Below are 19,371 nucleotides of genomic sequence, written 5' to 3'. Positions count from 1 at the left end.
ACGAATTTACGAAGCTTGGGCTTCGCGGACCACCGGGAACTCCGCCAGGCGCGCGGCATAGCGCGCCATGGTATCGACTTCGAAATTGACGAAGTCACCAGCCTTGCGCTCGCCCCAGGTCGTGACCTCCAGGGAATGGCGGATCAGGAGCACGTCGAATTCCGTACCCTCGACGGCATTGACCGTCAGCGAGGTACCGTCGAGCGCGACCGAACCCTTTGGCGCGACGAACCTGGCAAGATGTTCCGGCGCACGCAGACGGAAGCGCGTGGCCTCGCCCTCCGGCGTCACGGACAGGATTTCCGCCTTGCCGTCGATATGGCCGGAAACGATATGACCGCCGAGTTCGTCGCCGATCTTCAGGGAGCGCTCAAGATTGATCCTGGCTCCGGCTTCCCAGGTGCCGATGGTCGTCAGGCGAAGCGCCTCTTCCCATGCCTCGACCTCGAACCAGCGGCCGTTGCTGCCCTCTTCCGGCAGCCCGGTGACTGTCAGGCAGACGCCGGCATGCGAAATCGACGCGCCCATGTCGATCGTGGCCGGATCGTAATTCGTGGCAACCCGCAGTTTGATGCCTTCCTTCAAGGGGGAAATGGATTCGACCGTGCCGACGTCGGTGACAATTCCGGTAAACATCAAAAACCTCTTTCGTATTCGTCGCAGAGATCGTCGCCGAAGCGACTCTGGCCAACATGCATAAATTCAGCAGGGATATTGGATTTGAGAACCGGCGATTCAATACCGCCCTCGCCGATCTCGGCAGGACCTTGAAACAGCAGGATACGATCGACCATTCCAGCATCGAGGAAGCGCCGCGCCGTCCTAGCGCCGCCTTCGACCAGCAAAGAGGAGATGCCGCGCGTGCCCAATGCTTCCAGCAGTTCGCCCGGCTCGTTGACATTGGATTGCAACACCTCGACGCCCGCGGCATCCAGCGCTTCGCGGCGCCGGAGAAGCGCTTCGTCATTCGCGTCATCGAAAGACGGCGGATAGCCGGCAACGGCGACGACCGGATATTTGCGCGCCGTCTGCACCAGTTTGCTGCCAAGCGGAAGCTGCAGCTGCTCGTCGATGACGATGCGCAGCGGCGTGCGATCCTCCAGGCCGGGGAGCCGGCAGGTCAATTCCGGATCGTCTGATATCGCCGTGCCGATGCCGACGAGGATGGCGTCGCTTTCGGCCCGCAGCATCTGCACCTCAGCGCGTGCGGCGTCGCCGGTGATGCGAACCTGCCCCGCGCCCGTCTTGCCAATCATGCCATCGGCGGAAATCGCAAGCTTGAGAGTCACATAGGGGCGGTTTCTCGTTTGGCGCATGAGATAGCCCGCGAGAGATCGCCTGCCCTCCGTCTCCAGAATACCGGTCTCGACCTCAATCCCGGCCTCGCGCAGCATATTGATGCCGCGCCCGGAGACGCGCTGATCGGGATCGGTGACGCTGATGACGACGCGTGCCACACCGTAAGCGATCAACGCCTCGGCGCATGGAGGCGTCTTGCCGTAATGTGAGCAAGGCTCAAGCGTCACGTAAGCGGTGGCACCTCTGGCCCCCTCACCTGCCTCGGCTAGCGCCTGAGGCTCAGCATGCGGCCGCCCGCCGAGCGCGGTCACACCGCTGCCGACAATCACGCCATCTTTGACAATGAGGCAGCCGACGGATGGATTGGTGGATGTCAGCCCCAGATGCTGGCGCGACAGACGGATGGCCGCGGCCATGAAATGCTCGTCCTCGGGCCGCAGCACCATGGTCAAGGGTCCAGCGGATCGCGAGCGATCTTGGCGTTGATCTCGTCGATCACGTGTTCGAAATCCTCCGCATGCGAAAAATCGCGGTAGACGGAGGCGTAGCGCACGAAGGCGACGTCATCGAGGCTCTTCAACGCCTCCAGCACCTGCAGACCGATCTGCTCGGAGCTGATTTCGGTCTCGCCGGAGCTCTCGAGGCGGCGCACGATGCCGGATACGGCCCGCTCGATACGGTCACGATCGACCGGACGCTTGCGCAGCGCGATCTCGAAAGAGCGCACCAGCTTGTCGCGATCGAACGGCACCTTGCGGCCCGTCTTCTTGATGACCATGAGCTCGCGCAGCTGCACGCGCTCGAAGGTGGTGAAGCGGCCGCCGCAATCCGGACAAATGCGCCGACGGCGGATGGACGTATTGTCCTCCGCCGGGCGCGAGTCCTTGACCTGGGTGTCTTCCGAGCCGCAATAGGGGCAGCGCATGCGCTCTCCTTAGCCCATATAGCCGTACATCGGGAAACGGTCCGTGAGCTTGACCACTTTCTCACGCACGGCAGCCTCGACGGCAGCATTGCCTTCGTCGGAATTGGCAACCTTCAAGCCATCGAGCACTTCGATGATCAGATTACCGATTTCACGGAATTCGGCTTCCTTGAAGCCGCGCGTCGTGCCGGCCGGGGTGCCGAGGCGGACACCCGAGGTGACGAAGGGCTTCTCGGGGTCGAAGGGAATGCCGTTCTTGTTGCAGGTGACGTAGGCGCGGCCGAGTGCTGCCTCCGCACGCTTGCCGGTGGCGTTCTTCTTGCGCAGGTCGACCAGCATCAGGTGGTTGTCCGTGCCGCCGGATACGACGTCGACGCCGCCGGAGATCAGCGTTTCGGCAAGCGCCTTGGCATTCTTTACGATCTGGGCCGCGTAGTCCTTGAACTCCGGCTGCAGCGCTTCACCGAGGGCAACGGCCTTCGCGGCGATGACGTGCATCAGCGGGCCGCCCTGGAGGCCTGGGAAGACGGCCGAGTTGAACTTCTTCGCCAGATCCTCGTCATTGGTGAGGATCATGCCGCCGCGCGGGCCGCGCAGCGATTTGTGCGTGGTCGTGGTGGCAACGTGGCAATGCGGGAACGGCGACGGATGCTGACCACCCGCGACGAGACCGGCGATGTGGGCCATGTCGACCATCAGATAGGCGCCGACGCTGTCGGCGATCTCGCGGAAACGCTTCCAGTCCCAGATGCGGGAATAGGCCGTGCCGCCGGCGATGATGAGCTTCGGCTTGTGCTGTTCCGCCTTGCGCTGCACTTCATCCATATCGAGCAGGTTATCGCCTTCGCGCACGCCGTAGGACACGACGTTGAACCACTTGCCGGACATGTTGACCGGCGAACCGTGCGTGAGGTGACCGCCCGAATTCAGGTCGAGGCCCATGAAGGTGTCGCCGGGCTGCAAGAGCGCCAGGAACACGGCCTGGTTCATCTGCGAGCCGGAATTCGGCTGAACGTTGGCGAAGTTGACGCCGAACAGCTTCTTGGCGCGCTCGATGGCGAGCTCCTCGGCAATATCGACATATTGGCAGCCGCCATAATAGCGCTTGCCCGGATATCCCTCGGCATATTTGTTGGTCATGATGGAGCCCTGCGCTTCCAGCACGGCGCGCGAGACGATGTTTTCCGAGGCGATCAGTTCGATTTCGTGCCGCTGGCGACCGAGCTCCTTGCCGATCGCACCAAAGATTTCCGGATCGGTATCGGCAAGCGAACGATTGAAGAAGGGTTCGGTGGACGCGTTGGTCATCGTGAAAGCTCCTGAACGGGCCGGAACGGCAATGCAAACGGTATTAACGTCAGGGTCGCCGGAGAGCAATACGACCAGCGACATTTGCTGGGCAAACTACGATAGGTGACGCCGGCAAACGAAAAAGCCGCATCCCGGGATGCGGCTTCCATGCAGATGGGGTTCGAAGAACGCCGATTATTGAACCGGCTGTTCCATGCCCTGGGTCGTATTGAGCGCCAGCTGGGAGTTGCCGTCGAGATTATAGATGTCGTCGCGGAACTGGACGATGCCGTCGCGGGCGCTCCAGGCCGAAATATAGACGAAATAGACCGGCACTTCCGACGCCAAGGTGATCGGCGTGTTGACTCGGCTGGAAATGACCTGCTCGATATGCTGGCGCGGCCAGCCCGGCGTTTCGGCCAACAGCCAGGTTGCGAGGTCGCGCACGTTCTGAACGCGAACACAGCCCGAACTGTCGAAACGCATCAGCTTGTTGAACAGGCCCTGTTCCGGCGTGTCGTGCATGTATTCGTTATTCGGATTATGGAAGTTGATCTTCGTGGACGCCATGGCGTTGGTCTTGCCCGGGTCCTGACGGAACATCAGGTCAGGCGCCTTGTCCGAATTCCAGTCGATCGTCTCGGGCGCCACTTCCTGGCCCTTGCTGTCGATAAGGCGAATGTTGTTTTTCGTCAGGTAGGTCGGGTCCTTGCGCATCAGGGGCACGATGTCCTTGACGACGATGGAGCGTGGCGCCGTCCAGTACGGGTTGAGGATGACCTCGTAGATCTTCGAGTTGATGATATGCGTCGGCCGCGATTCCCGGCCGACGATCGCCTGGTGGCGCAGCGCCACCTGACCATCCTCGACGGCTTCGACACGTGTTGCCGGGATATTGACCATGACATGACGGCGGCCGAGGTCGGACGGGAACGTCTGGAGGCGGACGAGATTGGTGTTGAGCTGCTGCAGGCGGACATTGGCGGGGATGTTCATCGCCTTCAGCGTGAAATCGCCCATGACGCCGTCTGCCGGCAGTCCATGACGGGCCTGGAAACGCTTGACCGCACCGTCGACGTAGGAGTCGAAGGCAGAGGAGATGCCAGCCTCACGCGGCAGATCGCCGGTAATCATCAAATGCTGGCGCAGCGACTGTACGGAGGGATCGGTCACACCGAGCTGCAGCGGCTGCTGGCTTGTCGGATTGATCTGCGGCCATCCGCCGTTGGCAACGATGTTCTGATATTGCGCGATCGCCTGCTGAATATTCGGCACGGAATCCGGCCCCAGGATCGGCGCGTTCGACTGGACGGCGGCGGCGGTGCGCGCCGCAGCCTTGGCGTCGAACTGGTCGTCCCAATTGCCACGGGAGCGATCGTTGATCAGCGCCTCGAGCGGAGTTGCGTTCTGCGCAAGGGCCGGAGCGGCCAGTGCGGCAGCGCCAAGAGTTGCAGCCGACCGCAGGAAAGCGCGGCGCGAAAAGGGTCCAATTCCGTTTATCTTCGACATATCCTAACCGTTCAACGCTGCGATCCAATCATGCGCAGCCTAGAGAGGAAGCAGTAATAGCGCAGCTTGCGCCAAGTAACGTGGCTCAGTATCAATCCGTTCCCTTAATGCACCACCAAAAACTTGGCCACGAATTATCACAATATCGCGAAGCCAAGACCTTCAGGTCGGAAGATCGTATTTCGAGAACGCTGCCTGCAGTCGATTTCCGCTGTCATAGCAATATGGCCAATTCGTGTCTCCCGGCATGAAACTTGCCTTGCCGCGCGAGTGCAAAAGAAAAGCCAAACTGCATTTGCTAAAATACCACAGCTGCGCGTGGTTCATAGCCTGTCCTGATCCGGCGTCAATGGCTTAGCCGCCAGGGACGTTACATGGGACGAAAGGTGAAACGCGGACGTGGCAAAAAGCGCACAACGGCCGGCTCGGCAATGCGCTTCAAGCCGGACACGCAGGGAACGTGTCCAGCTTGACTGGAAGGCCTTAGGATCGATCCCTGTCCGTTACTTACAGGCGATAGAGGATCTGATCGTTCCAGAAGCGGTCGAGGCGCTGCAGGAGCTTGTTCATCTGGGTGAATTCGTCGGTACCGATGCCGCCGACCTTGTCGATCGAGCCGATGTGGCGCTCGTAGAGCTTTGCAACGGTTTCGGCGATCTCCTGGCCGGTTTCCGTCAGGCTGATGCGGACCGAGCGGCGGTCGATGCGCGAGCGCTGATGGTTGATGAAGCCGAGGTCGACCAACTTCTTGACGTTGTAGGAGACGTTGGAGCCGAGGTAGAAACCGCGCGAGCGCAGTTCGCCAGCCGTCAGCTCGGAATTGCCGATATTGAAAAGGAGCAGCGCTTGGACGGCGTTGACGTCGTCGCGACCCTGGCGGTCGAACTCGTCCTTGATAACATCAAGCAGGCGGCGGTGCAGACGCTCGACCAGGTGAAGGGATTCCATGTAGAGAGCCCGGATGTCATCAACCTGCTGATCCCGAGCGTTTGCAACTGCCTGCGGCTTGATTTTCGTGTTCATCATGACTTGGCCTCACTCTGTTTTGTTTGGCGGTGTCGTTTTCTTCCCGCCTTGAGTGAGACCCTATCGAATACACATAAAATTCTACTTAAACTGCAGGCTTAACAGCACCTTACCAGGAAGTGTTGCTGTCTCAGGGTAAATCAACCATTACCTGCTGCTGACGGCGCCTGCGTTTTTCCTGCCACAAAAGGACGCGGAAAAGGCAATAGATCACGGCGACGCAGGCATGCAAGATCATGATCAGCGGATTGGATCCGAAGATCTCCGGCCATACGCCATACATCAAGGCCTGCCCGCCTGCCGCCACCACCCACATGACCGGTCCCCAGGATACCGTGAGCCACAATCCGAGTGCCGCGACGGGGAAAACAACGGCCAGACCCGCGCCGGCTACCCTCCATGGCAGCGCCAGCAGATCGAAGCGGGCATGCCCTTCCAGGGAGTAGCCGACCAGCATGGCCCAATATTGAAGCCCGAGCCAGAAGCAGGCGATCGCGATCAGCCGCAGGAACAGCACGAACAGGATGTCCGTCAGCGTGTTCTTGGGTACGGTCGAAGAATCAGGTTCCATGGGCGAACAATACGTAGGAGGCACGTGCCTCGCCAGAATATAATGGCTGCGGCCTTTCGCCGGGTTTTGAATCCTGGGGACAGCATGATAGGTACGCGGCCTATATAGAGTGCCCTAAATAAACGAAGAAGGATGGCGGTATCATGGAGAACAAGACGCATCTCGTCGACGAGATCACCGGACATCGCCGCATGCGACGCAACCGCAAGGCCGATTGGACGCGGCGGCTGGTGCAGGAGAACAGGCTGACGGTCGATGATCTGATCTGGCCGATCTTCGTGATCCCGGGCAACGGCATCGTGGAGCCGATCCCCGCCATGCCAGGCGTTAACCGCATGACCGTAGACAAGGCCGTGGAAGCGGCCAAGGAAGCGGCCGATCTCGGCATTCCCGCGCTCGCTACTTTTCCGAACATCGAAATGGAGCTGCGCGACGAGACCGGCTCCAACAGCCTCGAGAAGAACAATCTCATCAATCTCGCCAGCGCTGCGATCAAGAAGGCCGTGCCTGATATCGGCGTCATCACCGATGTCGCGCTCGATCCCTTCACCAGCCACGGCCATGACGGCATCCTGCGCGGCAACGAGATCGTCAACGATGAAACGGTCGAGCAGGTGGCGCGCGCCGCCGTCTACCAGGCGGATGCCGGCGCCGACATCATCGCGCCTTCGGAAATGATGGACGGGCGCATCGGCGCGATCCGCCAGGCGCTCGATGCCGCAGGCCACCAGAATGTCGGCATCATGAGCTATGCAACGAAATTCAGCTCGGCCTTCTACGGTCCCTACCGCGAGGCGATTTCGACCGGCGGCCTGCTGAAGGGCGACAAGAAGACTTATTACATCGATCCGGCGAACGGCACGGAAGCCGTGCGCGACGCCGCGCTCGACGTCGAGGAAGGCGCCGACATGCTGATGGTCAAGCCCGGCCTGCCCTATCTCGACATCTGCTGGCGGCTGAAGGAAGCCTTCGGCCTTCCAACCTTCGCCTATCAGGTCTCCGGCGAATACGCGATGATCAAGGCCGCCGCCGCCAATGGCTGGATCGACGGTGACCGCGTGATGCTCGAAACCCTGCTCGCCTTCAAGCGCGCTGGCTGCGACGGCATCCTCACCTATTTCGCCATGGATGTGGCGAGACATCTGGCGAAGAAATAACGTCACGCCGTCCGCTTATTGTATTTGCTGAAGCCAATACCATATGTTCGGCAAATGTTTCCCCGCCGCGACTTTGCGTGCCCTATCAGCCGCACAAAAGTCGCAGAGGGATCTTTAATTGGCATTGGCCCCTTGCGGATCCGAAGAATTGACGGGGCTAGCGCGAAGGAGCAAAACGATGAGCCTGAACCCCAGCCCGCTCTATGCAGCACCGAATGACTGGCGCGCCTATAGTGGCGTGCTGAGCCGGCGCATCTTTGCCTTCATCGTTGACTACATCATCGTCGCGCTGCTTTGCATTCCCGCGGCCGTGCTTCTGTTTTTCGTTTCGATCCTGACGCTGGGGCTCGGCTTTTACCTCTATTCGGTGCTGTTCATCCTTGTTGCCGGCCTCTATTTCGGCTGGACCCTCGGCGGTCCCTACCAGGCCTCGCTCGGCATGCGCGCGATGGGTCTCACCATGGTCCGCGTCGACGGCCGACGCATGGATTTCCTGACGGCGATCGTCCATCTGGCACTGTTCTGGATCCTGAATTCCGTCCTGACGCCGCTGATCCTGTTGGTTGGCCTCTTCACCGACCGCAGCCGGCTGGTACACGATCTGCTGCTTGGCACGGTCATTGCCCGGACGGCCTAAAGCAACGCATAAGCATAGGACATCCTCATGATTTCCCGCCCGCCTGATGGCCCGCGGGAGATTATTTCTGTGCATGGTCAATTAGGAAACTTCGATCTTTAGCGAAGGACGTAGTTGACGTTTTCTAAACTTGGGCCATGCTTGTAGAAACGGGTGCCGAGAGAAAGGTCAATCAACGGCAGATGAACACGCAGTCGACGCCATCTCCGCAGTTTTATCTGACGGCACCGGCTTCCTGCCCGTACCTGCCGCACGAGATGGAACGCAAGGTCTTCACGCATCTTGTGGGACCGCGTGCCGCCGAAATGAACGATATCCTCACGCAGGGCGGCTTCAGGCGTTCTCAGAACATTGCCTATCGTCCCGCCTGCGAATCGTGCAGGGCCTGTATCTCGGTCCGCATTCTGGCCCAGGAATTCGAACCCAGCCGGTCGATGCGGCGCGTGCTCGCTTCCAACAAGGATATCATCGCCACCGAATTTCCCGCACAGCCGTCCAGCGAGCAATATTCGCTCTTCCGCCGCTATCTCGACTATCGCCACCAGCAAGGCGGCATGTCCGACATGACCGTGCTCGACTATGCGATCATGGTCGAGGACACGCATGTGAACACGCGCATCATCGAATATCGCCGCCGCGAAGAAGGCGCAGGGCTGGAACAGCGCCCGAAAGGCGAACTGCTGGCTGCCGCTCTGACCGACGTCATGAGCGACGGCCTATCCATGGTCTATTCCTATTTCAATCCCGATCTGGACGGGCGATCGCTCGGTACCTTCATGATCCTCGATCATATCAGGCGGACGAAGGCACTGGGGCTGCCGCACGTCTATCTCGGCTATTGGGTCAAGGGCTCGCGCAAAATGGACTACAAGACCCGCTTTCAGCCGCAGGAACATCTGACGCCGCGCGGCTGGGAACGTTTCGATCCCACAGCCGATGGCGATAAAGATACCTTCCGCTGAATGTTCGCCCAACTCTCGGATCATAAGAAGGGCCTGCTGCTGACGACGCTCGGCGGTCTGGCGCTGTCGATGGACATACCGCTGATCCGTCTTTCCAGCGGCGAAGTCTGGTCGGTTCTCTCAGCCCGCAGCCTTGCGACCATCGTCGTAGCGCTGGCAGCCCTCTTCGTCATTCGCCGGGTCACGGGCTCGCTGCAAAGCGTGCTGCCGGGCTGGCTCGGAATTCCCGTTGGCTTTTTCTATGGGCTGACCACCATCACCTTTCTTCTCGCCGTCTATTATACCAGCGCGGCGAATGTGGTCTTCATCATCGCCCTCAACCCGATGTTCACGGCGCTGCTTTCCTGGATCTTCCTGAAAGAGCGCCCTGCCCTTTCCACCTTCGTCACCATGGCTGTCATGATCCTCGGTGTCGGCCTGATCGTCGGCGACGGCATGGAGGCTGGGCACCTGCTTGGCGATGCGCTCTCGGTAATCGCGTCGCTTTCCATCGCCTGCGCGATCACGATCAGCCGCGCCTCGGGGCGAGACATGGGTTTTGCTTCCTTGCTGGCCGCCATCATTCCAGCGACGGTTGGGCTTTACCATGTGGCACCCTCGGGCTTTTCCATCGAGCATCCCGGCTGGATTCTTTTCGACGGCGCCGTGCTGATGCCGCTTTCCTTCTGGTGCCTTGCGACAGGCACGCGCTTTCTGTCGGCGCCGGAAGTGGCGATGTTCTACCTTCTGGAAACGATCCTGGCGCCGATCTGGGTCTGGCTGATCTTTTTGGAGGCGCCGACCAACATGACGCTCGCCGGTGGTGCCATTCTGATCCTGGCGCTGGCCGCTCACTCGCTCTGGCAGGCGCGGGTCAAGGCCAGAGCGGCAATCAGCGCGCAGAGCCTCGCGCATTGAAGTCGCCCTCATCACATGTTATAACTATGTTATTACACAGGAGATGAACATGAACGTTACCATCCGCAAGATCGGCAATTCCGAAGGCGTGATTATTCCGAAGGAAGTTCTCCAAAGGCTTGGCCTGAAGAACGGCGATGCATTCGAAATACGGGAAGTGAACGGCAATATCGAACTGATTCCCGAGCGCGCCGATCTTGCCGAGCAGTTGCGTGCGGCAAGACTTGGCATGCAGAAATATCGTGCCGCTCTGCGCGAGCTCGCAAAATGACCGAATACAAATGGCTCTCCCGCGAAGCCATTGAGATCATGCACGAAGAGCAGATCGCCGAGCATGGCGGATTGTCGGGCCTAAAGGACGAGAATGGTCTGGAGGCGGCGCTGGCGCGCCCACTGAACAAGGCTGCAGATGGCGAAAATGACGTATTCGCTCTGGCTGCTGCATATCTTTATGGCTTTGTACGAAACCATCCTTTTTCCGACGGCAATAAAAGAACTGGATATCTGGCTGCCTTCACATTTCTCTACATCAACGGCTATCTGATTGACGCCGACGATGGAATGGTCGTGACCTTTGTATTGGGTGTCGCGGCCGGAGAAATCGACGAGATAGGTGCGACGCAATTCCTGAGAGATTTCAGCGTTCTGTTGGCCCGATGACACTATCCCATCAGCCGCAACACGCCGGCCTTCGCTGGGGCTCAGGGCGTTCGTCGCTGCAATCGGCCCAGCCGGCCGATTGTTCGAGCTTAGCTCAACCGATCCTCACCCTGAAAACCGGCCGCTTCTCGGGAAACCCTTCGGCACCGCTCTGCCGGCACCGGCGCGGTCGCCCAGCCATTCCACCAATTCGTCTTTGGTCTTGGTGAAGGTGCGGCCGGCGCTGTCTTCCCAGGTCAGACCATCGGCGATCGCAAAACACCTGATATCGGCGATCCCGCCATCCTTGTAGCGCTGCAGGCGCACGCCCTTGCCGCGCGACATTTCCGGCACCTGCGACAGCGGGAAGATCACCATCTTGCGGTTCTCGCCGACCACGGCGACATGATCGCCCGAAACCGGAACCAGAAGCTTCGTTTCGTCAGGATAGGAGACATTCATGATCTGCTTGCCCTTGCGGGTATTGGCGCCCAGTTCCGCCTCGGCAACGATGAAGCCATTGCCCGCGGTCGATGCGATTATCTGCTTGCGTTGCGGATCATGGACGAAGGCGGTCAGCACATCCTGATCGTTCTCCATGTCGATCATGATGCGCAGCGGCTCGCCATGGCCGCGGCCGCCAGGCAGCTTGTCGCCACCCAGCGTATAGGCCTTGCCGCCCGTCGTAATGATGAGGATCTTGTCGGTCGTCTGCGCCGGGAAGGCAACCTTGAGGCCATCGCCTTCCTTGAAGGTCAGCGAAGACGTATCGGAGATGTGGCCCTTGAGGGCACGGATCCACCCCTTTTCCGAAACGACGACGGTGATCGGCTCTTTCTCGATCATCGCCTGCTGGATGGCGGCATCGTCGGCTTCCGGCGCTTCGGCAAACTGGGTGCGGCGGCGGCCGATCTCGGTCGCCTTGGCGAATTTCTTCTTCACCTCGCCGATTTCCCACGACACCGTCTGCCACTGCTTTTCTTCCGAGGCGAGCAATGCCTCGATATCGGCCTTCTCCTTGGTCAGGCCGTCGAATTCCTTGCGGATCTCGAATTCTTCCAGCTTGCGCAGGGAGCGCAGCCGCATGTTGAGGATCGCCTCGACCTGATTGTCCGTGAGACCGAACCGCTCCATCATGACGGGCTTCGGCTCGTCCTCCTCACGGATGATGGCGATAACCTCATCGATGTTGAGATAGGCGACCAGCAGACCGCCGAGAATTTCGAGGCGCTTTTCGATGGCGGCGAGCCGGAAACGCGAACGGCGCAGCAGGACTTCGCGGCGATGGTCCAGCCATTCCCTCAGCACTTCGTTCAATGCCATGACCTTGGGGATGCGGCCCATGGACAGGACGTTCATGTTGAGTGGAAAGCGACTTTCCAGCTCGGTCAGCTTGAACATCGATTCCATAAGGATCGTCGCGTCGACCGTGCGGCTCTTCGGCACGAGAACGACGCGGATATCCTCGGCGGATTCATCGCGCACATCTTCGAGCAGCGGCAGCTTGCGCGCCAGCAGCAGTTCGGCGATCTTTTCGATCAGCCGCGACTTCTGCACCTGGAACGGAATTTCCGTAACGACGATCTGATAGCCGCCACGGCCAAGATCCTCGATCTCCCATTTGGACCGGACGCGGAAGCCGCCACGGCCGGTTTTATAGCTTTCGATGATGCTCTGACGATCATCGATGATGATGCCGCCGGTCGGAAAGTCCGGACCTGGAATATACAGTTCCACCAGCTTCTCGACCGTCGCATCGCGATCCCTGATCAGATGCAGGGCGGCGTCGCAGATCTCGTGGACGTTATGGGGCGGGATCGACGTCGCCATGCCGACGGCAATACCCGAGGAGCCGTTGGCGAGCAGGTTCGGGAAAGCGCCGGGCAGGACGACCGGCTCGGAATTCGACTCGTCATAGGTATCGCGAAAATCGACCGCGTCCTGATCGATGCCTTCGAGCAGCAGTTCGGAAACCGCCGTCATCTTGGATTCGGTGTAACGCATCGCGGCGGGGCTGTCGCCGTCGATATTGCCGAAATTGCCCTGGCCGTTCACCAAAGTATAGCGCTGCGAGAAATCCTGCGCGAGGCGCGCCAGCGCATCATAGATCGACTGATCGCCATGCGGGTGATAGTTACCCATCACCTCGCCGACGATCTTCGCGCATTTGCGGAAGGCGGCGTTCGGGCGCAACCCCATCTCGCTCATCGCATAGACGATCCGGCGATGCACCGGCTTCAGCCCGTCGCGAACATCGGGGAGCGCGCGTTGCGTAATCGTCGACAAGGCATAGGCCAGGTAACGCTCTTCGAGCGCGGCCTTCAGATCGACCGGAAGGATATTGTCGTCGCCGTCACCGGGCGGCGGTGTCAGATTTTTTCCCATGGTTCTTGACTATAAGAGATGGCGATTCCGGGCAAGAAATCGGTGGAAAGCACCTGTGGATGAAGGCCTTCCAGTCCCCTTGCGGGACGGCGACCGATGCATTTTTGCTGCACATGCCTTCAACATTCATTGTCATTGGATTTTCAAAGAAAAATCAATATAAGTCAGCGCAGCACACGCTCAATCTGTACTCCCCCGCCCAAACGACCATCGGCTTGAAGAGGAAACGCCATAATGACTTTCTACCGGACTACGCGGCTTATGCTTTGCAGTGCCGCTATCCTGTCTTTCGCCAGCTCGGCCTTTGCGCTCGACGGCAATGATCTGCTGAAGAAGATCAACGACGTCTACGGCCAGCAGGGCGGTTCGATTGCCGCTACGGGCATCGATGTCGACGGCAGCACGGTGACACTGAAGGGCGCGAGCTTCAAGCCAGCCGGCGTGGAAGACAGCATTCCGCTCGGCGACATAACCATGGACGGCGTCGAGGAAAACAACGGTGGCTACACGATCGAGGAAATCGATTTCGCGGATGTCGACTTCGAAAAGGACGGCGCCACTGTTTCCGCTACCGACCTCAAGCTGAGCGGCGTCGAGATCCCGGCCGACACGAGCAAGGGCGACCTGAGCTCGCTGCTCTACTACAAGAGCGCCCATGCCGGCGCCGTCTCCGTCACCAAGGACGATGTCGAGGTGTTCTCGATCGAGGGCGCCGACGCCAACCTGAAGAAGCGCGACGACAAGTCGGGGCTGGATTTCGATGCCAAGATCAACGGCATCAAGGCGGATCTCAGCAAGGTCGACGATGCCAAGACCAAGGAAGCCATCGAGGCGCTGAAGCTGCAGCAGATCGACGGCACGATTTCCATGAAGGGAAGCTGGGACATGGGACCCGGCACCATCAACATCGCCGAATACTCCTTGGACTTCAGGGACATCGGCAAGCTGAACCTCGCCTTCAGCATCTCGGGCTACACGCCCGCTTTCGCTAAATCGCTGCAGGATGCGATGAAGACGGTTCGCTCCAATCCGAATAAGCAGGAAGCACAGCAGTCGGCCGGTCTCGCCATGCTCGGCCTGCTGCAGCAGCTCACCTTCAACAGTGCCCAGATCCGCTTCGACGACGCGTCGATCACGGCACGCGCGCTCGATTTCGCTGGCAAGCAGCAGGGCGTCACGGGCAAGCAGCTCGCCGACACGTTGAAGGCCATGACGCCGATCATGATGGCGCAGCTCAACATTCCGGAACTGCAAAATGCCGTTTCGGCAGCAGTAAGCGCTTATCTCGACAATCCAAAGAGCCTGACGGTCACCGCCGCTCCCGGCAAGCCGGTGCCGGTGCCGATGATCATCGGTGCCGCCATGGGCGCGCCGACGACGATCCCGCAGGTCATCGGCCTCAAGGTTTCCTCGAACGACTAAACGGTCGCTCTCGACCTTATTCAGAAACCCGGCGATCTCGGTCGCTGGGTTTTTCTTTGCCTCAAAGCTCGGACGCTTTCGGACGCTGATATCTCCTGAGCTCGTTAAGCGCATGGGACATCAGGGCAAGCAATTCCTCCGTCGTCGCTCCATCGCGGGCCTGAACGGACATGCCCTGCACGATCGCCCCCAGGAAACGCGCCAGGGGACGTGCGCTTGTATCCGGCCGCATGTCCCCCTCGGCGATACCACGCTCAATGCGGGCGGTGAAGATATCCAGCGTCTGCAGGCGCATGGATGCAACATGATGGGCGATCGGCTCATTCTCCTCCGCACAATTCAGCACCGCCGTGGATATCATGCATCCCTTTGGATGCTCCGGCGCCGTGAAGATTTTTGCGGAGTTCGTCAGAAAACGCTCGAAGGCAGTCACCGTATCCAGCTTGTCCTGAAAGGGATTGCCGGGCTCCGGCCGCGGCATGCGCCGATATTGATCGAGCGTCTCGCGATAGAGCTCGGCCTTCGAACCGAAGGCTGCATAGAGACTTTGTGGCGTGATGCCCATGGCCGCCGTCAGATCGGCAATGGAGGAACCGTCATAGCCGTGCTGCCAGAAAGTATCCCGCGCGGCGGCAAGAACCGTTTCACGATCGAAGGCGGGCGGGCGCCCACGCTTGCGCCGTGAAGAATTGTCCTTCACTTCAATATTTTTCACAATGGTCACTCTAGAATTATTTCCCGTTTTGATTTATTCAGGAATGGTCATTGTGATTATATAAGGTTTTGCCCCATGAGTCTTCCCCTGGAAAATTCCGCACGCCTCAGCGACGGCAGCCTTGCTGAAGGTGTCGATGCTGCAATCAACTCCGCCCTGGCGGACAAAAGGCTGGTCGGGACCGTCGTTCTGATCGCTCAGGATGGAGAGCTGGTCTACAGCCGCGCCGCTGGTCTGGCGGATCGCGAAAACAAAGTGGCAATGCGGGAAGATGCCATCTTCCGCCTTGCCTCAATCACCAAACCGATCGTCACCATTACCGCCATGCGGCTTGTCGAACAGGGCCGCATCGGGCTCGATGATCCGATCACCAAATGGCTGCCGGATTTCCGGCCGCGTTTGCCCGATGGCGGCGAGGCCATTATCCGTATCCGGCACCTTCTGACGCATACGTCCGGGCTGGGTTACACTTTCGCGGAGGCGCAGGACGGCCCCTATCATCGCGCTGGTGTATCCGACGGGCTGGACACCCCGGGTCGTTCGCTGGCAGACAACCTCAAGCGTATCGCCAGCGCGCCCCTTCTCTTTGCGCCCGGCGAAGGCTGGCAGTATTCCCTGGCAATGGATGTGCTTGGCGGCATCATCGAAAAGGAAACCGGCGGCCGGCTTGGCGAAGCCGTTGCCGATCTTGTCATGAAGCCGCTCGGCCTTTCCGATACGGCCTTCTCCGTGCACGACCGCAGCCGCCTGGCGGCAGCCTATGTAAATGGCTCACCGGAACCGAAGCGGATGGGCGACGAGGCGCTCGTTCCGATCTTCGACGGCACGATCCGCTTTACACCCGACAGGATATTCGACCCCGCTTCCTACCACTCCGGCGGCGCCGGTATGGCGGGAACGGCAAGCGACATCCTTGCCATACTGGACACGATCAGAAAGGGTGGAGCACCGCTGCTGTCGGCCGATACGGTGAAGACCATGAAGACCGATCAGGCCGGCGGACATATGCAGGCGCAGCAGGCCGGTTTCGGTTTCGGCTACGGCTGGTCCGTCGTCCTCGATCCCGTGGTCGCGCAGGTCCCCTTCTCAGCTGGCACGATCAAATGGGGCGGCGTCTATGGACACAGCTGGTTCGTCGATGCCCAAAAGGGCCTGACGGTGGTCGCGCTGACCAATACGACTCTCGAGGGCATGTGGGGGCAATTCACGATCGACCTCGCCAAAGCGGTTTATGCTGCGATCTAATGGTCATTTGCACTCCAACAAAAACCCGGCGATTTCGGTCGCCGGGTTTTCGCATTTCTGCAAGGCTAAAGAACCTCAGTCCTTCTTGACTGGCGGCACCGGGCGGATCGCCAGTTCGCGCAGTTGCGTCGGCGTTGCGGCCGAAGGAGCGCCCATCAGCAGGTCCTGCGCCTGCTGGTTCATCGGGAACAGCGAGATCTCGCGCAGGTTCTTGGCACCGACCAGCAGCATGACAATACGGTCGATACCGAAGGCAGCACCACCGTGTGGAGGCGCGCCATACTGGAAGGCGCGGTAGAGACCGCCGAAGCGCTCTTCGACGTCGGTCTGGCTGAGGCCGACCTTTTCGAAGGCGGCGACCATGGTTTCCGGCGACTGGTTACGGATCGAGCCCGAAGCGATTTCGAAGCCGTTGCAGACTGCGTCGTACTGGAACGCCTTGATCGTGAGGGGATCCTGGGTCTGCAGCGCTTCAAGGCCGCCCTGCGGCATGGAGAACGGATTATGGGCGAAGTCGATCTTCTTTTCTTCCTCGCTCCATTCGAAAAACGGGAAGTCGACGATCCAGCAGAGCTCGAAGCGGTCGCGGTCGACCAGGTTCAGCTCCTCGCCAGCCCTGGTGCGCGCCTCACCGGCAAACTTGTAGAATTTCGAGGGGTCTCCGGCGACGAAGAAGCAGGCGTCGCCATCATCAAGACCGAGCTGGGTGCGGATCGCATCCGTGCGCTCTTCACCAATGTTCTTGGCAAGCGGGCCGGCGCCTTCGAGCTTTTCGCCTTCCTTGCGCCAGAAGATGTAGCCGAGGCCCGGCTGGCCCTGGCTCTGTGCCCAGGCGTTCATGCGATCGCAGAAAGCGCGCGAGCCGCCCGTCTTGGCCGGGATTGCCCAGACTTCGACCTTCGGGTTGGAGGCGATCATGTTGGCGAAGACTTTGAAGCCGGAGCCCGCAAAATGCTCGGTGACGGCTTCCATGACGATCGGGTTGCGCAGGTCCGGCTTGTCGGAGCCGTACTTACGGATGGCGACGTCGTAAGGGATGCGCGGCCATTCCTTGGTGACCGGCTTGCCGTCTGCAAACTCCTCGAACACCCGGCTTATCAGCGGACCCATCGTGTTCCAGACATCTTCCTGGGTGACGAAGCTCATTTCGAGGTCGAGCTGGTAGAATTCGCCCGGCAGACGATCGGCGCGCGGGTCTTCATCGCGGAAGCAGGGTGCGATCTGGAAGTAGCGGTCGAAGCCGGCAACCATCAGCAGCTGCTTGTACTGCTGGGGCGCCTGCGGCAGCGCATAGAACGTGCCGGGATGGATACGGCTCGGCACGAGGAAGTCGCGTGCGCCTTCCGGAGATGAGGCCGTCAAGATCGGGGTCGTGTATTCGGTGAAGCCCACTTCACCCATGTGGCGACGCATGGAGGAGATGATCTGCGTGCGCTTGACGATGTTCTTGTGCAGCGTTTCGCGGCGCAGATCGAGGAAGCGATACTTCAGGCGAACGTCTTCCGGATAATCCGGCTCGCCGAAAACGGGCAGCGGCAACTCCTTGGCGGCGGAGAGCACTTCGATCTCCTGAGCATAAAGCTCGATCTCGCCGGTCGGCATGTTCTTGTTGACGGTGTCTTCCGTACGGGCCTTGACCAGGCCGTCGATGCGGATCACCCACTCGCCGCGAACGGTTTCGGCGAGCTTGAAGGCCGGAGAATCGGGGTCGGCAACGACCTGGGTGATGCCGTAGTGATCGCGCAGGTCGATGAACAGCACGCCGCCATGATCTCGGACGCGATGAACCCAGCCGGCAATGCGAACGGTCGAACCGACGTCGGACTTGCGCAGGGCGGCGCATGTGTGGCTGCGATAGCGATGCATAATGTATATCCTGGACTTGGCGGGCGGCGGCGAAAGGACACGCAGACCCCTCGCCCGCCGACGAGAAAATCGGGCGGAAAAGCGCATGGCGCGCCCGATTTGTCAAGGCTCGAACACATGGCTTATCTCGCCCCCGGCGGGCGAGAAAGCAAAAACTTAGGCTTAGATGAGGGCTCGTCCCTCTTCTAAGTCTTAGTTTTTGCAAGAGAGGGGGTAAGTAAGGACGCACCCAATCTGTGAATTGTACGAGCAAGAACCAGTCCCCCGCTCTTGCAATTTCAATGGCTTAGAAATTGCGCTGCGCTTTGGAATACGACGCAGCCCCCAGTTCGCAATTCCTAAACCAGTGAAATTGCTTTCTCGCCCGCCAGGGGCGAGATAGAGCCGCGCCAACTTCACCCTCTCGCTCATTCCCCGCTATTTTTCAGCTCTGCCAGAATCGTCAGGCAGACTCCCCCAAGATTTGTCGTCACTTCGTGGTTCCAGACCCGCACAGTACGAAAGCCCTGCTTCGAGAAATGGGCGTCTCTCGCAAGATCCTTGGTGCTTTCGGCATGTTGCACGCCATCCACCTCAACGATCAACCGCGCTTCGAAGCATACGAAATCGAGGATGTATCCGTCGATGGGAACCTGCCGCTTGAACTTGAAGCCCCCAAGCTGACTTCGACGCAAAGCCTGCCAAAGCATGTTTTCAGCCTTGGTGGCATCACTGCGCATTGCCTTGGCGAATTGGCGCAATCGATCCGGCACGTCGCGGCGCATGAGTTCTCCTAGTTACCGTCTATAAAGCGTGCAATTTAACCAATATCCACTCAAACGAGAGT

Annotated in this window: 19 protein-coding genes; 8 read left to right on the top strand and 11 right to left on the bottom strand. The window is 59.9% G+C overall.

Features of this window, described 5'->3' with window-relative positions; genetic code table 11:
* Positions 1-6: 6 nt before the first annotated feature.
* The 7 genes from C7U61_RS07385 to C7U61_RS07355 all read right to left on the bottom strand — a co-directional run bounded on the left by C7U61_RS07385 (position 7) and on the right by C7U61_RS07355 (position 6,620).
* Positions 7-636 carry a riboflavin synthase gene (locus C7U61_RS07385; protein ID WP_106997491.1) on the bottom strand — a complete coding sequence of 210 codons (630 nt, stop codon included), beginning with the start codon at positions 634-636 and terminating at the stop codon, positions 7-9.
* Complete coding sequence (gene ribD, locus C7U61_RS07380; protein ID WP_106997490.1) at positions 636-1,745, bottom strand: bifunctional diaminohydroxyphosphoribosylaminopyrimidine deaminase/5-amino-6-(5-phosphoribosylamino)uracil reductase RibD; 1,110 nt, start codon at positions 1,743-1,745, stop codon at positions 636-638. Before ribD ends, C7U61_RS07385 begins: the two co-directional genes overlap by 1 nt.
* A 2-nt stretch (positions 1,746-1,747) precedes the next feature.
* On the bottom strand, positions 1,748-2,224 hold the full coding sequence (nrdR, locus tag C7U61_RS07375; protein ID WP_015339425.1) for a transcriptional regulator NrdR: 477 nt from the start codon (positions 2,222-2,224) through the stop codon (positions 1,748-1,750).
* Positions 2,225-2,233: 9 nt separating this feature from the next.
* Entirely contained in the window at positions 2,234-3,532 is a 1,299-nt protein-coding gene (gene glyA, locus C7U61_RS07370; RefSeq protein WP_106997489.1) for a serine hydroxymethyltransferase, read from the bottom strand.
* Between the two features lie 177 nt (positions 3,533-3,709).
* Positions 3,710-5,023 (bottom strand): L,D-transpeptidase family protein, encoded by a 1,314-nt coding sequence (locus C7U61_RS07365; RefSeq protein WP_106997488.1) that lies wholly within the window; start codon positions 5,021-5,023, stop codon positions 3,710-3,712.
* Between the two features lie 507 nt (positions 5,024-5,530).
* On the bottom strand, positions 5,531-6,046 hold the full coding sequence (locus C7U61_RS07360) for a MarR family winged helix-turn-helix transcriptional regulator (RefSeq protein WP_106997707.1): 516 nt from the start codon (positions 6,044-6,046) through the stop codon (positions 5,531-5,533).
* Positions 6,047-6,179: 133 nt separating this feature from the next.
* A complete protein-coding gene (locus tag C7U61_RS07355) occupies positions 6,180-6,620 on the bottom strand; it encodes a DUF6163 family protein (protein ID WP_106997487.1) in 441 nt (146 codons plus the stop codon).
* Positions 6,621-6,763: 143 nt separating this feature from the next.
* On the opposite strand from C7U61_RS07355, the gene hemB reads away from it, so the two are divergent.
* From hemB to C7U61_RS07325, 6 genes are all read left to right on the top strand, one after another.
* A complete protein-coding gene (gene hemB / locus C7U61_RS07350; protein WP_106997486.1) occupies positions 6,764-7,777 on the top strand; it encodes a porphobilinogen synthase in 1,014 nt (337 codons plus the stop codon).
* Between the two features lie 178 nt (positions 7,778-7,955).
* Complete coding sequence (locus tag C7U61_RS07345; RefSeq protein WP_106997485.1) at positions 7,956-8,414, top strand: RDD family protein; 459 nt, start codon at positions 7,956-7,958, stop codon at positions 8,412-8,414.
* Between the two features lie 182 nt (positions 8,415-8,596).
* On the top strand, positions 8,597-9,376 hold the full coding sequence (locus tag C7U61_RS07340; protein WP_106997706.1) for an arginyltransferase: 780 nt from the start codon (positions 8,597-8,599) through the stop codon (positions 9,374-9,376).
* Complete coding sequence (locus tag C7U61_RS07335; RefSeq protein WP_106997484.1) at positions 9,377-10,273, top strand: DMT family transporter; 897 nt, start codon at positions 9,377-9,379, stop codon at positions 10,271-10,273.
* A gap of 49 nt (positions 10,274-10,322) precedes the next feature.
* Complete coding sequence (locus tag C7U61_RS07330; RefSeq protein ID WP_106997483.1) at positions 10,323-10,544, top strand: AbrB/MazE/SpoVT family DNA-binding domain-containing protein; 222 nt, start codon at positions 10,323-10,325, stop codon at positions 10,542-10,544.
* Positions 10,541-10,933: a type II toxin-antitoxin system death-on-curing family toxin gene (locus C7U61_RS07325; protein WP_106997482.1), complete on the top strand. Its 393-nt coding sequence runs from the start codon at positions 10,541-10,543 to the stop codon at positions 10,931-10,933. The genes C7U61_RS07330 and C7U61_RS07325 overlap by 4 nt, the downstream gene beginning before the upstream one ends.
* A 105-nt stretch (positions 10,934-11,038) precedes the next feature.
* Here C7U61_RS07325 and parC read toward each other — a convergent pair whose 3' ends face one another.
* Complete coding sequence (parC, locus tag C7U61_RS07320; protein ID WP_106997481.1) at positions 11,039-13,297, bottom strand: DNA topoisomerase IV subunit A; 2,259 nt, start codon at positions 13,295-13,297, stop codon at positions 11,039-11,041.
* 234 nt (positions 13,298-13,531) lie between these two features.
* Here parC and C7U61_RS07315 point away from each other — a divergent pair, with 234 nt between their 5' ends.
* Positions 13,532-14,719 carry a hypothetical protein gene (locus C7U61_RS07315; RefSeq protein ID WP_106997480.1) on the top strand — a complete coding sequence of 396 codons (1,188 nt, stop codon included), beginning with the start codon at positions 13,532-13,534 and terminating at the stop codon, positions 14,717-14,719.
* 61 nt (positions 14,720-14,780) lie between these two features.
* Here C7U61_RS07315 and C7U61_RS07310 read toward each other — a convergent pair whose 3' ends face one another.
* Positions 14,781-15,443, bottom strand: coding sequence for a TetR/AcrR family transcriptional regulator (locus tag C7U61_RS07310; RefSeq protein WP_181315815.1), 663 nt, complete (start codon positions 15,441-15,443; stop codon positions 14,781-14,783).
* 66 nt (positions 15,444-15,509) lie between these two features.
* Between C7U61_RS07310 and C7U61_RS07305 the strand changes: the two genes are divergently transcribed.
* Positions 15,510-16,679, top strand: coding sequence for a serine hydrolase domain-containing protein (locus C7U61_RS07305; protein WP_106997479.1), 1,170 nt, complete (start codon positions 15,510-15,512; stop codon positions 16,677-16,679).
* A gap of 75 nt (positions 16,680-16,754) precedes the next feature.
* Here C7U61_RS07305 and aspS read toward each other — a convergent pair whose 3' ends face one another.
* The gene (aspS, locus tag C7U61_RS07300) at positions 16,755-18,545 is read right to left on the bottom strand and encodes an aspartate--tRNA ligase (RefSeq protein ID WP_106997478.1); all 1,791 of its coding nucleotides are present in this window, start codon (positions 18,543-18,545) and stop codon (positions 16,755-16,757) included.
* A gap of 407 nt (positions 18,546-18,952) precedes the next feature.
* Entirely contained in the window at positions 18,953-19,309 is a 357-nt protein-coding gene (locus C7U61_RS07295; protein ID WP_106997477.1) for a DUF559 domain-containing protein, read from the bottom strand.
* Positions 19,310-19,371: the final 62 nt, after the last annotated feature.

The sequence above is a fragment of the Rhizobium sp. JAB6 genome (assembly GCF_003024605.1).
Classification (GTDB): domain Bacteria; phylum Pseudomonadota; class Alphaproteobacteria; order Rhizobiales; family Rhizobiaceae; genus Rhizobium.
Note: the sequence above shows the minus strand (reverse complement) of the source record. Positions and strands in the feature narration are given on the sequence as shown.